The sequence below is a fragment of the Arthrobacter sp. GW460-12-1-14-TSB2 genome (assembly GCF_059423525.1).
On sequence record NZ_JBWKYC010000002.1, the window covers coordinates 314,394 to 327,585 of the forward strand.

The 13,192-nt window shown below is 61.4% G+C and carries 12 protein-coding genes; 6 read left to right on the forward strand and 6 right to left on the reverse strand.

Annotated features, from left to right (window positions below; genetic code table 11):
* The first annotated feature begins 315 nt into the window (after positions 1–315).
* The 3 genes from AC07YR_RS04820 (at position 316) to AC07YR_RS04830 (ending at position 2,697) form a co-directional block, all read left to right on the forward strand.
* Positions 316–1,212 (forward strand): SDR family oxidoreductase, encoded by an 897-nt coding sequence (locus AC07YR_RS04820; RefSeq protein ID WP_494733226.1) that lies wholly within the window; start codon positions 316–318, stop codon positions 1,210–1,212.
* Between the two features lie 373 nt (positions 1,213–1,585).
* Complete coding sequence (locus tag AC07YR_RS04825; RefSeq protein ID WP_494733227.1) at positions 1,586–2,002, forward strand: DUF6069 family protein; 417 nt, start codon at positions 1,586–1,588, stop codon at positions 2,000–2,002.
* A 299-nt stretch (positions 2,003–2,301) separates the two neighbouring features.
* Positions 2,302–2,697: a nuclear transport factor 2 family protein gene (locus AC07YR_RS04830; RefSeq protein ID WP_494733228.1), complete on the forward strand. Its 396-nt coding sequence runs from the start codon at positions 2,302–2,304 to the stop codon at positions 2,695–2,697.
* A gap of 116 nt (positions 2,698–2,813) precedes the next feature.
* Here the strand turns inward: AC07YR_RS04830 and AC07YR_RS04835 are convergent, their stop codons facing one another.
* From AC07YR_RS04835 to AC07YR_RS04860, 6 genes are all read right to left on the reverse strand, one after another.
* Entirely contained in the window at positions 2,814–3,110 is a 297-nt protein-coding gene (locus AC07YR_RS04835; protein WP_494733229.1) for a Dabb family protein, read from the reverse strand.
* Positions 3,111–3,219: 109 nt separating this feature from the next.
* Complete coding sequence (locus AC07YR_RS04840; protein ID WP_494733230.1) at positions 3,220–4,116, reverse strand: aldose 1-epimerase family protein; 897 nt, start codon at positions 4,114–4,116, stop codon at positions 3,220–3,222.
* Positions 4,117–4,118: 2 nt separating this feature from the next.
* Positions 4,119–5,540 carry a xylulokinase gene (gene xylB, locus AC07YR_RS04845; protein WP_494733231.1) on the reverse strand — a complete coding sequence of 474 codons (1,422 nt, stop codon included), beginning with the start codon at positions 5,538–5,540 and terminating at the stop codon, positions 4,119–4,121.
* A gap of 86 nt (positions 5,541–5,626) precedes the next feature.
* Positions 5,627–6,814 (reverse strand): xylose isomerase, encoded by a 1,188-nt coding sequence (gene xylA / locus AC07YR_RS04850; RefSeq protein ID WP_494733232.1) that lies wholly within the window; start codon positions 6,812–6,814, stop codon positions 5,627–5,629.
* An 807-nt stretch (positions 6,815–7,621) separates the two neighbouring features.
* Positions 7,622–8,641 (reverse strand): LacI family DNA-binding transcriptional regulator, encoded by a 1,020-nt coding sequence (locus AC07YR_RS04855; RefSeq protein WP_494733233.1) that lies wholly within the window; start codon positions 8,639–8,641, stop codon positions 7,622–7,624.
* Between the two features lie 123 nt (positions 8,642–8,764).
* Positions 8,765–9,823: a LacI family DNA-binding transcriptional regulator gene (locus tag AC07YR_RS04860; RefSeq protein ID WP_494733234.1), complete on the reverse strand. Its 1,059-nt coding sequence runs from the start codon at positions 9,821–9,823 to the stop codon at positions 8,765–8,767.
* Between the two features lie 198 nt (positions 9,824–10,021).
* Here AC07YR_RS04860 and AC07YR_RS04865 point away from each other — a divergent pair, with 198 nt between their 5' ends.
* From AC07YR_RS04865 to AC07YR_RS04875, 3 genes are read left to right on the forward strand one after another with little or no spacing between them, the layout of a single operon-like run.
* The gene (locus AC07YR_RS04865; protein ID WP_494733235.1) at positions 10,022–11,314 is read left to right on the forward strand and encodes an extracellular solute-binding protein; all 1,293 of its coding nucleotides are present in this window, start codon (positions 10,022–10,024) and stop codon (positions 11,312–11,314) included.
* A gap of 17 nt (positions 11,315–11,331) precedes the next feature.
* Positions 11,332–12,282, forward strand: coding sequence for a carbohydrate ABC transporter permease (locus AC07YR_RS04870; protein WP_494733236.1), 951 nt, complete (start codon positions 11,332–11,334; stop codon positions 12,280–12,282).
* The gene (locus AC07YR_RS04875) at positions 12,282–13,172 is read left to right on the forward strand and encodes a carbohydrate ABC transporter permease (RefSeq protein ID WP_494733237.1); all 891 of its coding nucleotides are present in this window, start codon (positions 12,282–12,284) and stop codon (positions 13,170–13,172) included. The genes AC07YR_RS04870 and AC07YR_RS04875 overlap by 1 nt, the downstream gene beginning before the upstream one ends.
* The last annotated feature ends 20 nt before the right edge of the window (positions 13,173–13,192 follow it).

The window sequence follows — 13,192 nt, forward strand, 5'->3', positions numbered from 1 at the left end:
CGGGGTACCGCTGCCCGGGTCTCTCACTTGGCCATCCAATGAATCAGGCGCAGAGATCCGGGCACCGGGCCCCTTGCTTCGGATTTGCAGCACACACATCGGCATGGAGCGTCGCGCCAGGACCGCGCATTGCTTCAACTCATGGGAATCCAGAACGAGCGGGATCATCCTCCAGCCGAGCATCCCGCTCGTTGTGTCGTAGCGCCAAACATGACGGGGTCAATTTGGACCCTCCTGGAGGTTTGCATATCGCAAGGCACAGCGCGCGAGCCCCCGCCAAAGCAAAATACAGAACAAAATACTTAGGAGAAAAACATGTCTGAAAAGGAACCAGTCCTCGTTGTCGGTGCTACGGGATCACTTGGGGGCCAGGTAGTCGACCGGCTCCTTGCCCGAGGTAAGAAGGTGCGTGCGCTCGTCCGCCCGACATCGAATGCGGCCAAGCTCGAAGCCAAGGGTGTTGCGATAGCCCGCGGCGACATGCTCGACGTGGATTCTCTCGTCGCCGCAATGATCGGCTCAGCCGCGGTAATCACCACAGCAGCGGGTTACACCGGGAACAACAAGAACGCCCATGAGATCGACACCGTCGGCAACACCAACCTTGCCATCGCCGCCAACAAAGCCGGTGTAAAGCGCTTTGTGCTCACCAGCATCCTCACCAGTGACCAGACACCAGATGTGCCGCACTTCTGGCACAAGAAGCTCGCCGAAGACAAGCTAGAAGAACTCGGCGTTCCGTTCGTTGCGTTGCGTCCCGGAGCATTTTTCGACCAGATCGCCCAGCTTGCCGGTGACCCGTTTGAAAAGGGGCGCATGATCTGGCTCGGCTCCAAGAACGTTCCCTTGACGTTCGTGCTGACAAGCGACCTTGCGACATACCTGGCAGAAGCGGTCGACGCCGACGTCGCTGACGGAGAGCGCATAGATCTGGGCTGGACCCGTCCGGTCAGCATGCGGGAAGGGGCTGGCGTTGCTTCGCAGCTGAAAGACAAGAAGATCCGGGTGATGGCGGTGCCCACTGCATTGCTACGTGCCGGAGGCAAGATTGTTGGAAAGTCTGCCCCGCTCATGAGCGACATGGGAGGCATGGCAGCCTGGTTCGACAGCGGCAGGTACGTCGCGAACACCAAACGTCAAACGGAACTCTTCGGTCCCGCGCCAACTCCCGAAGACGCCATCGCGCGCTTCGCAGCGCAACTTGGCCACTGACAGATACGCGTCCGGTACCTCCGGAGCTGGGGCGCTTCGGCTGTCGAAAATCGTTAGCAACTCCGGGTCGAACCCAGCATAGACAGCTCGCCGACCATCTCCATGCAAGCCCTTAAGGTGCTGTCGGCCGCTTCAAGGTTTCGAGGGTCTCGGATTCTTCTTTGAGAGGCCTTCCTCCCTGACGACGCCCTGAGATCCGCAGAGTATCGGAATGCAGACAACGGCTAGCCGGATCAGCCGAAGCAGCCGAACGAGTCCGGCGCCCATTTCCTTTCGCTGTTGAGGCGAAGCCCGCCTTCAACATTTCACCGGTTCATGTAATCCCAACAGAATCAAATCCCCTTACCAAAACAAACTTGGAACGAGTATCGCTATGACCAATCCCATCACAACCAGAGCATCTACGTCCTCAACCGCACGGATCGTTCGTCCGTCGCGATTGGCAGCCGCAGCCGCCTCCGTTCTGTTGTTCAACCTCGTAGCATTTGGCGCCGGGAGTCTGGCCGGCGCCTCTTGGCAGGTGGGGCAGCCCTATGCGATCTCACTTTTTGCGGTGGCAGCCGCCACCCTAGCGCCGTTTGTGGTGGGCGGACTCGTCGTGTCGCTGTTCAGTCGTCGGCGTGCCGGATTCCGTCGCTTCGCGGCCTGGGCCGGTCTCATTTTCGGTGTATTGAGCATGGTCTCTTTGACTAACGCAGGCGATTTGGCCACAGCTTTGTCTCTTGGATCCATGCACGTGGCGACGGCGACGGCCTGGTTCGTGGCTCTTGCCGGTAAGCCGCGGCGCTGAAGCTACACCTAAGCGAGGTCGCCTGGAAGAAGGCATCATGCTAGCTGGAGCGGAACGGCGAGCGGTACACCCAGAGTTATCGGGGTACCGACAACGTCTGTACGTTCGTTATTGGCGGCTTCGCTCGGACAGCTACACGGTTATTGTTCCGTTGCGCTTCCAGTTGCAGTGCCGGCCATTCCCTCCAGGTCTTCAATAACTGCGTGCCGCTACTGTGAGGTGGGTTGTCCTATCTCGCCGCCCGGAAAGCACCTCGTGCTCCCTCCAATCACTCGAACTCTGAGGCTGAAAGAGACGTCATGAATATGAAACCCCGCGAACGCGAAGGCAGGGCCAAGGAAGTCGCCGAAGCGTACTTCGACGCCTGGCGCCGAAACGATCTGACGAGTCTGTCCGATGTGTTCGCTGCGGACGTCCGAATCAACGGCTCCTTGGGAAAGATCGAGGGCGCCAACCAATATCAAGAATCCCTCGCGCGCATCTTTGAGTGGACCCGTACACTTGTGATCCACAAGCAGTGGATTACCGATGGCGATGTTATGACTTGGTTCGACCTTCACCCACATGGCGCAGGCGAGCCGTTCCCAGTGGCCAGCTGGCTTCACGTTGAAGACGGACTAATCACCCGGGTTCGTGTCACCTTTGATCTGTCGAAGTTGTTGCAGCTCGGTGACCCGCGGGTGGCCCCCCGATGATGCCTAACCCGAAATCCCGCTGAGCTCGCGCAGCGCGCTGCGTCATGAATCCCTGCGCAGCGGGAAGCCGAATTGCCGGAGTGGCCGTGAACCCCACTGCGGAGTAGGAGGGGATTTCACCAGTCCATGAAGTCAAGTTCCTGGAAGTGGGCTACTTCCTGGACCCAGCGTGTTGCGACGTAGTCCATATGGGCTGGGTGGTTCTCGTAGTCGCTGAATGAAGTCCGGTCCATGAACTCCATGGAGAACTGGAAACGGAACTTGCTTTTTGGACTCACTTGCCGTCTTATACGGAAATTGAAGACCCCCGGGATGCCTGCAAGCACAGCTTTGCTTGAGGAGAGGAAGTCCGCTTCCTCTGCGGACTCCTCCGAATGGACGAGGGTGAAGGCGACGGTGTGTTGAATAGCCATCTTGGCATTTCCTTCCTTAGGTCAACTACGTAACGGGCTGGACTCCCCGAATTGGGGCCGCAGGGTGCGAAGGGGCCGCTGGATCGTGTCGGGACAGCAGGCTTGAACGTCACAGGGCAAAAATTCGCCACATTGCCTCATGCGTTGCTGAGGGCTCAAGTCGGAACAGATCTATTTCGCTGTTGAAGGCGTCCGGTGGGCAGGTCATGGGTTCGACTGCGAGGCCGATCCGGTTTGGGAGTGGCGGCCTTTTGTCGGCGGTGTGGATTTGGACCCAGGGGCACGTCCGATCCCATTCCATTCCGACACCGATCCCGGCCGGATCGCGAATGATCAACTGTGAGCGGCCTTGGTGGTCAAAATCCACGCCCGTGAAGGCGTGGTCGATCATTGTCGTCCCTATGCGGTGCGGTGTCCTGAAGTCGAACTCGTGGCCGTTGACCGTGCGGGTGGCGGTAGGCAGCAGCCGATCGGGTGTCACCTCCAGGAATTCGTCTGCCTTGAACTGCATCGTCCATTCAGCCATTGGGGACGGTCCGGCGATCAGGTAGGGGTGAGGGCACAGCCCATAGGGCGCCGCGTGCTCGCCCAGGTTGGTCGTTTCAATGTGGATCGTAAGGCCGGAATTGCTGACTAGGTAGGTTGCCGTGATCCTGAGCATGAAAGGGTAACCCGGTGTCGGTTGCAGCGTACAGGCGAGGGTCACCCATGACTCATCCTGATCTTGGAGGGACCATTCCTCGTCGAAAACGAGGCCGTGAAGGGCGGATGATCTGGCGGTCTCGTTGACCGGCAGTTGGTAGCGGACACCATCGAAGATGTATCTGCCGTCCTCGATTCGGTTGGGCCAGGGCGCGGCAATAATGCCTCGGTAGTCCGGGATGGGGCCATTCGCCGGAAAGGATACGACCAGGTCCCGGCCGCTGTGGCGCAACTGTCGAAGCGCAGCGCCTCGGGAGGTGACGACTGCAGTGTAGTGCGCCGACAGGATGCTGAACTCAGCCATCGCTACACCGCTTGGGTTTCGGCAATGCGCCGGTATCGTTCGAGGATTTCCGGTGCAGGTTTCGACGTCGGTATGGTCCTCGCGTCGAGCTCCCATGCCGGGCAGTCTCCGGTGAGGATGGCCGCGGCCTGGCGGGCGGCGCCGTCGGCCACGTATTCCCCGGGCTCGGGCACCACCACAGGGAGCCCGAAAACGGAGGCGGCAATCTGCTGCACCGCCGCGGACTGTGCCCCGCCTCCCACGAGGATGATCCGGGCGGCAAGCACGCCTTGTGCCTGCAGGGCGGCCAGACCGTCGGCGAGGGAGCAGAGGACGCCTTCGATGGCCGCCCGGGCGAGGTTGCTGCGGGTGTAACTGGCCAGGGTGGCGCCGTGCAGGGATCCGGTGGCGTGCGGCAGGTTTGGCGTGCGCTCACCTTCGAAGTAAGGCACGAGCGTGAGTCCGCCGGAACCTGCGGGGGCGCTGAGGGCCAGTTCCGTGAGTTCTGCCAGTGTGACACCCAGGAGCGCAGCGGTGGAATCGAAGATCCGGGTGGCGTTCAGCGTGCAGGCCAGCGGGAGGAAGTTGCCTGTGGCGTCGGCGAATCCGGCAACGAGCCCTGTCGCGTCAGCAGCCGGAGTCTCGGACACGGCGAACACCGTCCCGGATGTCCCGAGCGACACCACAACGTCGCCGGGCCGGGCGTCCACGCCGAGGGCTGCGGCAGCGTTGTCGCCGGCACCGGGGCCGATCAGCGTGCCGGACGGCGTTTTGCCGGTGGCCTCAAAGGGGCCGGCGACGGCGGGAAGTACCGGTACGTGGCCCAGGACCTTCTCGAGGATCCCGGGAAGGTAGGTCCCAGACTCAGCGGAGAAATAGCCCGTGCCGGACGCATCGGACCTGTCCGTCCGGAGCAGCTGCAAGGAAGAGGGGCCCGATCCCGGGCCGTGGCCGGCGAGGCGCCAGGACAGCCAGTCGTGTGGGAGGCACACGGCCGCGATGCGGCGGGCGTTGTCGGGTTCCTCCCGCGCCAGCCAGCGCAGTTTGGTGATGGTCAGGGAGGCGACCGGGACGGTTCCGGTGGCGTTGGCCCAGTAGGCGGCGCCGGCGGCAGCGTCGCCGTCGCCCGCTTCTGCGATGAGCTGTTCCGCGTCGCCGGCGGAGCGGGTGTCGTTCCATAGCAGTGCGGGACGGATCACGGCGCCGGAGGAGTCCAGGCACACCATGCCGTGCTGCTGGCCGCCGACGGAAACTGCGGCGACGTCGTCGAGGCCGCCGGCCTGTGCGACGGCTTCCTGGAGGGCGGTCCACCAGTGGTCGGGGTGGATCTCGGTGCCTTCGGGGTGGGCCGCGCGCCCTTGGCGGATCAGCGCACCGGTGCCGGCGTCGCGGATCACCACTTTGCATGACTGGGTGGAGCTGTCGATTCCTGCGACCAGCGGCATGGCGGTTTCTTTCTGCAAGATTGCCGCCGGACCCGGGAAGTCCGGATCCGGCGGCAATGGGTATTTATTGGTTGGGAGGAGCTGGCCTAGCGGGCGCCGAGCAGGTGCTCGATGGCCAGCTGGTTGAGCCGGACAAACGCGAACGAGCGCTGGGCGGCCGCATCGGCGTCGAACGTTTCAAATGCGTTGGCGTCAGCCAGCAGCTCGGCGGCGGTCTCGCCGGCGTTCAACGTGGGTTCGCCCAATTCGAAGACGCCGGACGTCGCAAGGGCTTCCTGGACTTCCGGGTCGGCGCGGAAAGCGAGGGCGCGTTCCTTCAGGAGAAGGTACATGGACATGTTGGACTTTGCCGACTCCCACACGCCGTCGTAGCCGTCGGTGCGGGAGGGCTTGTAGTCGAAGTGGCGCGGGCCGTCGTACCTGGGTCCGCCATTGGGGAAGCCGTTCTCGAGGAGATCCACGGTGAAGAAGGCGCTGGTGAGGTCGCCGTGGCCGAAGACGAGGTCCTGGTCGTACTTGATGCCGCGCTGGCCGTTGAGGTCGATGTGGAAGAGCTTGCCCGCCCAGAGCGCCTGGGCGATGCCGTGAGTGAAGTTCAGGCCGGCCATCTGCTCGTGACCGGTTTCCGGGTTCAGGCCCACGATGTCGCCGTGTTCGAGCTGGGCGATGAAGGCCAGGCCGTGTCCGACCGTGGGCAGGAAGATGTCGCCGCGGGGCTCGTTGGGCTTGGGTTCCAGGGCGATCCGCAGGCCGTAGCCCTTGTTCTTGATGTAGGCCGCGGCCGTGTCCACACCCTCTTTCATTCGGTCCAGGGCCGCCGAGAGGTCCTTGGAGCCGTCGTACTCGCTGCCTTCGCGTCCGCCCCACATCACGAAGGTCTCGGCGCCCAGCTCGGCCGCGAGGTCGATGTTCTGCAGGACCTTGCTCAGGGCGAACCGGCGGACGGAACGGTCGTTGGAGGTGAACCCACCGTCCTTGAAGACGGGGTGGCTGAACAGGTTGGTGGTCACCATGGGGGTCTTCAGGCCGGTCTCGGCCAGGGCTGCCTTGAAATTCTTCAGGATCAGCTCCCGTTCGGAGGCCGTGGCGTCGAACGGGATCAGGTCGTTGTCGTGGAAGGTGATGCCGTACGCGCCGAGTTCGCTCAACTTGTGGACGGCCTCGACCGGGTCCAGGGCCGGGCGAGTGGCAACACCGAACGGATCGGCGCCAGTCCAGCCAACGGTCCAAAGGCCAAAGGTGAAGCGGTCTGCAGGGGTGGGCTGAAGAGTCATGAAGCGTCCTTGGTTCAGAGGGCGCCGTAGCATCCCTTAATTAGTTTATGTTCTGAACTATATTGGTGATGGTGAACTAAGGTCAATAGAGGGGTGCAGACCGCCGAGACATTTCAAGGGAGACCCGTGATAAGTTCAGCGGCGGTTGGGACTGCTCCCCGACGCTGGCGCGCGCCGGGTAGTGTCGGCGATGTCCCACGAGGAAATCTGGCGTGCGTGCTTAGATCTGATGGAATCAGGGAAATCGGCTTGAATCGCCAAGGTGACCACGGCCATCCCGGAACAGGGTTGGCAGCTGAAGTTAGCACTGACCGCGGGTGAGGCCGAAGCCCCGAGGGCGGTTAGGCCGGCAGGTCACTACCTCGGAATTGCCCTGGTATCTACGATCAGGTTGTTCTACGTCTCTTCCGTGGTGCTGGGGCGGCCACTTTGCATTCCTGGGGGAGTGCGTCCAACCTGTCCCCTCCGACAGCCTGGCCACATATGCCCCGGGGACGGACCTGCCGCAGAACATCAGCCTGCCCGCCTTGGGCCGTACTGGGCGCCGCCGGCAGCGTAGTTCGGTCCCTCCTGGAGGCCCCGCTTCGAACCACAGCAAGTCGGGCACGGGAGCCTGGCGCCAGTCCCGCTGTGCCGCTCGCCTGATCAGCCGGTGCCGGACGGCCGCTCCCTGAGTGCGTTCTGTACCAGTGTCCGGAGCCGTCGACGTCGCGGCCGCGTTGGCGGGTCGGTGACGCTGCGGGTGGGGTCACCGCCCCGCCTCGCGTCTCGGGGCACCAAACGCCGCGGAGGGAACAGCTCAGGGCCTTAACCTGCCGGAGCCGGTGCAGTGGATTCGCGAATGACGAGACGTGTTGTGAGCTCGATTCGGTCCGTTCCGAGTTGTTCGCCGCGGGCCAGGCGGAGGACCGTGCTCAGTGCCGCTCGGCCCATGTTGTGGAGGGGCTGAGCCACAGACGTAAGGGACGGAACGGAGTTCTCTGCCAATACTGTCCCGTCGAAGCCGACAACGCTGAGATCCTCAGGAACACGAATTTTTCGCCGGTATGCTTCCCTCAGGACGCCGATGGCGATGGCGTCGTTGGCGGCGAAGATCGCTGTGGGCGGGTTTGGCAAGGCGAGCAGTGCGGCGAGACCGGCAACGCCATGCTGGGCGTGAAACCTTCCGTGGATAACGAGTCCGGGCGTTATGTCTATTCTGCTCATCGTCAGGGCCGACCAATAGCCGTGCATCCGAGCCTGATTGCATTCAGCCTCAGCCGGACCGCCAAGATAGGCGATACGCCGATGGCCAAGGTCGAGAAGATGCTCAGTGGCGGCCCGGCCTCCCGCCCAGTTGGTGACTCCGATACTGACTGATCCGGACTGTGCGTTGAATGGGTTGATGACGACGGATGGGATGCCTTTCCCTTGAAGTCGGGGCAGATCAGCGTCGGAAAACGCCGCCGTTACAACCATCGAGGTATCTCTAGGTGGCACGTGCGACTTGCGTTCAGAGTGTCGCTCAGTCCCGGATCCGCCAGCGATTCTCAGTAGCACGTCGACTCCTTCATCGGATGCGGTGCCAAGGATGCCGCTCAGCAGGGGCGGTAAGAATTCCGCGTCGACGCCATTGATGGCGACCTCGACAACCGGAGGATCTGCCGCGGGACGTCGCCGAGTGGGTGACCTGTAGCCAGCCTTCCTGAGGGCAACCAGGACGCCTTCCCTGGTCGCCGCCGAGACATCATCGCGCCCATTTAGGACCTTTGACACAGTGGAGGGGGAGACCCCAACCGACCTAGCAATCTGTGCGAGCGTAGGCTTCTTTCCTGTGCCGACGTTCATGGAAACCAACCTCTGTAGGGATGCCTGCATTAGAGCGCTATGAGGTGCCACAGTGCTTCCAGGCCGACTGCGGTTGGGCCCGGCACCTAACGAAGGTGATTAGGTCGAATGTCGACGTGGCCTTTACGCCCCTCGTAGTGACGCCGGCGGCGCGGTTGAGTCGCGAACCACCAGATGCGTGGCAAGCTCAACACGCTTGGACGGCAGAACCTCGCCGCGAGCGAGCTTCTGCACCGTTTCGACCGCCGTCTGTCCGATCTCCTCGACCGGCTGATGGATTGTCGTTAGCCTTGGTGAGGATGTGTGCGCCAGAAGTGTGTTGTCGAACCCGACTATGCTCAGCTGTTCGGGAACACTGATACCGAGGGTGCGTGCCGCCTCCAGCACTCCCATTGCCGTGACATCACTGGCCGCAAAAATTGCTGTCGGAGGCACAGGGCGGCTGAGAACCTTGGTCCCAGCGGCAAGTCCCTGCTCGAAGGTAAAAGGCCCGTGGACGACTTCCGCGAGGTCGATGCGCAATCCTGCCCGCTGCATCGCCGCCTGATATCCGTGAGTGCGAGCTACATCGCAGTCGGCACCCGATGGGCCCCCGATGTATGCGATATCCGAGTGGCCCAGTTCAATGAGGTGCCGGGTCGCTTCCATGCCGCCTGCCCAGTTGGTAGCGCCGACGCTGACCAGGCTCATCCGCGGCACCTCGAGGGGGTCAACCAGCACGAACGGAAGACCCACGCTCTGCAAGGCACGGACACGCTCGACGGAAAACTCCGAGGTAACCTCGATAACTCCGATGCGTCCGCCGCGTGCCAGGCGCTGAGCCCACTTCAACGAGGTCTGCTTCTCAATCGCACCCAGCGACCGCGTAACGATCGCCACTTCGGCATTTTCAGCGGCCGTCACTGCACCGCAGAGGAGCGCAAGCGTGTAGGGATTGCGGAGCGAGTCGACGACAACTTCGATGAGAGGTTCACGGCTGCCGCGCTGTGGTCGTTCGCGTTCGCCGACACCGATGTAGCCCAAACGCTCGGCCACCTCCTCAATGGCACGCCGCGTCTCAGTTCCGACACCGCTGCGACCGTTGAGCACCTTCGAAGCGGTGGAGACTGAAACGCCGCCTTCTTCGGCGACCCTGGACAGCGTTACGCGGCTGCCACTCATGGATTGGCCTGTTGTAGTCATTGTCGATTCCGTTCCGGTCGTGTGCCATTTCTAACCGCTGGGAGCGAGCGCGGTCAACTCCATCATAACGAAAGTTTTTCGCTGCACTAATCCTTGACTGGCGCGCCATGCGTGGGCGAATCTAGCCATGAAGCATTCGCAAGCGAAACGAAACTTTCGTACGAAAAATGCCCCAACCCACCTAGAAAGGTATGAGCGATGAAGCTCACGCAGAAGACAAGCCGCTTTGCGGCAGTCGTAGCGACAGTCGCAGCCGCGGCACTAGCCATGAGCGGTTGCGGATCAACTGGACCGTCCGCCTCCGAAGGAGCCACAGCTTGGGCGCTGACGGGTCAGCAGAAGACCGTGCAGGCCGGCTTCGACAGCTGGAACAAAGACCACGCCGACGAGAGCATAAAGGTTCAGTTCTTCCAGAACGACGCTTTCAAGCAGAAAATCCGTACAGCGATCGGATCCGGGGATGCCCCGACCCTGGTCTGGTCCTGGGGCGGCGCGGGCAACTTCAAGACCTACGTGGACTCGAAAAAGGTCATTCCACTCGACGAGTCACTGACGAAGGAATTCTTCCCCTCGATCGTCAACAACGGAAAAATTGACGGCACGCTGTACGCCATTCCGAATAACACTGTGCAGCCAGTGGTCCTCTACTTCAACAAGGACCTGTTCAAGAAGGCGGGTATCGACTCGCCACCGGCAACCTGGGACGAACTGCTGCAGGATGTGAGCACGCTCAAGGCAAACGGGATTGCTCCGTTCGCCATGGGTGGTGCCAGCAAGTGGCCACAACTGATGTGGCTCGAATACCTGGTTGAACGCATTGGCGGCCCCAAGGTGTTCGAAGCGATCCAGCAGAACAAAAAGGATGCATGGTCCGACCCGGCAATTGCCGAGTCAGTCGACAAGATCCAGCAGCTCGTTGAGGCAGGCGGATTCATTGAGGGCTACCATTCGGTGGCGACCGACAGTAACGCCGATACCGCGTTGGTGACCACTGGCAAGGCGGCGATGATCGTGCAGGGGGCCTGGGCATATGCCAGCATGAAGACCGCAGACCCTGAGTTTACGAAGTCCTCACTCGGATGGGCACCCTTCCCAACCGTTGGCGGTGGCGCCGGAGACCCCAAGAATGTTGTGGGCAACGCTTCGAACTACTGGTCCATCTCATCTGATGCCTCCGAGGCGAAGCAGACGGCCGCTAAGCAGTTCCTCGCCAAGGGCAACATGACTGAGGCTTACGTGGACAACTTGATTGAGGGCGGCGGTGTGCCTCCCGTGCTCGGTATCGAGAGCAAGATTTCTGCCAGCCCCAACGGCGACTTCCTCATGGATGTCTACACGATGTCAAAGGACGCCCCCAACTTCACTCTGTCCTGGGACCAGGCCATTGCGCCAGCGGCTGCGGACGCAATGCTCACCAACCTCGACAAAGTGTTCCTCGGCCAGATGACTGCCCAGCAGTTCGCTGACGCGATGAACAAGACCATCCAGTAGCGACGGAATTTCTCCTCATGACTACTGGACTTAACACGCCGGCGCCGCCCCAAACGGTCGGCGCCGGGCGCCCCCGTACCCCGCGCGGAAAACGGTCGCTTTTCGCAGGACCAAGCCTCTGGTATGCGGCACCCGCGCTCGTGATGTTTGTCAGTTTCGCGATCATCCCGCTGATCATTGTTCTCGGATTGAGCTTCACCAATTGGGACGGCATTGGGCCGATCACGCCTGCCGGCATCGACAACTGGATCTCGGCTCTCGCTGATCCCCAGACTTACGAGTCGCTTGGCCTCACCCTGCAAATGATGATCGCGAGCTGGCTGATCCAGACACCTCTGGCCATCCTGATTGGCGTCTTCACTGCGGGACGTCAGAAGTACCGGGCTGTCTTTGCCGTTCTGTTCTTCGTGCCCCTTCTGGTCTCTTCCGCCGCGATCGCCCTTTCCTGGCGTGCCCTGCTCGATCCCAACTTCGGACTAGGAGCATCAAGTGGATTGTCGTGGCTAGCGAAGGATTGGCTCGGCAACCCAGACACGGCCCTCCTCGTGGTGATCATCATCATCACGTGGCAGTACCTGCCCTTCCACGCTCTGCTGTACCAAGGCGGTGTGCAGCAGATCCCCGCCTCCATGTATGAGGCGGCCCGGATTGACGGAGCAGGTCGCGTGCAGCAGTTTTTCCACATCACTTTGCCTCAGCTCCGTAACACGATCATCACGTCTTCAACGCTCATGCTGGTCGGATCGCTTACGTACTTCGACCTCGTATATGTGCTGACCATGGGTGGCCCGGGTACGGCGACACGAGTCCTTCCGCTCGACATGTACCTGACCGGTTTCCAAGGCCAGAACATGGGCGTCGCCAGCGTTCTGGCTGTGATCCTCGTCCTGTTTGGGCTGGCATTGTCCCTTGGGCTGACAAAACTGTCCGGATTTTCGAAAATGAGCAGCGATTTGGAGGGAGTCTGATGGCTACCGAAGCTGTAACACCATCCACTGAGCGGCCAACGCGTTCAAGCATCTGGCCCAGGACGGCTGGAGAGAAACCCAATATTCTTGGTGCGCTGACTGCAACGATGTGGCTGGTCTTTGCAATTGCCCCGCTCTACTACGTGGTGATCACAAGCCTGAAAAGCCAGACGGGATTTTTCAAGGAGAATGCTCTTCTGCCGCCGGCAAATCCCACGCTGGACAACTATGCCGTCGTCCTGACCAATAACTTCGTCACTTATCTGGGAAACAGTTTTATCGTCACTTTTGGAACAGTGGTCATTACCGTTGCCTTCGCGCTGGGTGCGGCATATGCGATTGTCCGCGGCTCCCGTACGAACAGGTGGCTGCGCGGGAGTTTCTCGATGTTCCTCCTTGGCCTGGCGATCCCGCTGCAGGCGGTCATCATCCCTGTCTATCTGATGATCACTCGTGCCGGACTCTACGACAGCCTTCTGGCGTTGATCCTTCCCTCGGTCGCCTTTGCCATGCCATTGACCATCATCATTCTTGTCAACTTTCTCCGTGACATCCCGGGCGAACTGTATGAGGCGATGCGGGTGGACGGCGCTAGCGATTGGCGTACGCTGACGACCCTAGTGCTCCCCCTGGCACGACCTGCGCTTAGCACAGTCGCGATCTACAACGGGCTCCACGTCTGGAACGGGTTCATATTCCCCCTCGTGCTAACTCAGAGCCCTGACAAACGCGTCCTTCCGCTCGCACTTTGGACGTTTCAGGGAGAGTTCACGACAAATGTTCCGGCGGTCCTCGCCGCTGTAGTGCTGTCGACTCTTCCGATCGTGATCCTGTATATCTTCGGTCGACGCCAGCTCATCGCGGGCCTCACCGCAGGCGTAGGAAAGTGACGACCATCGTCTTCCCGGAA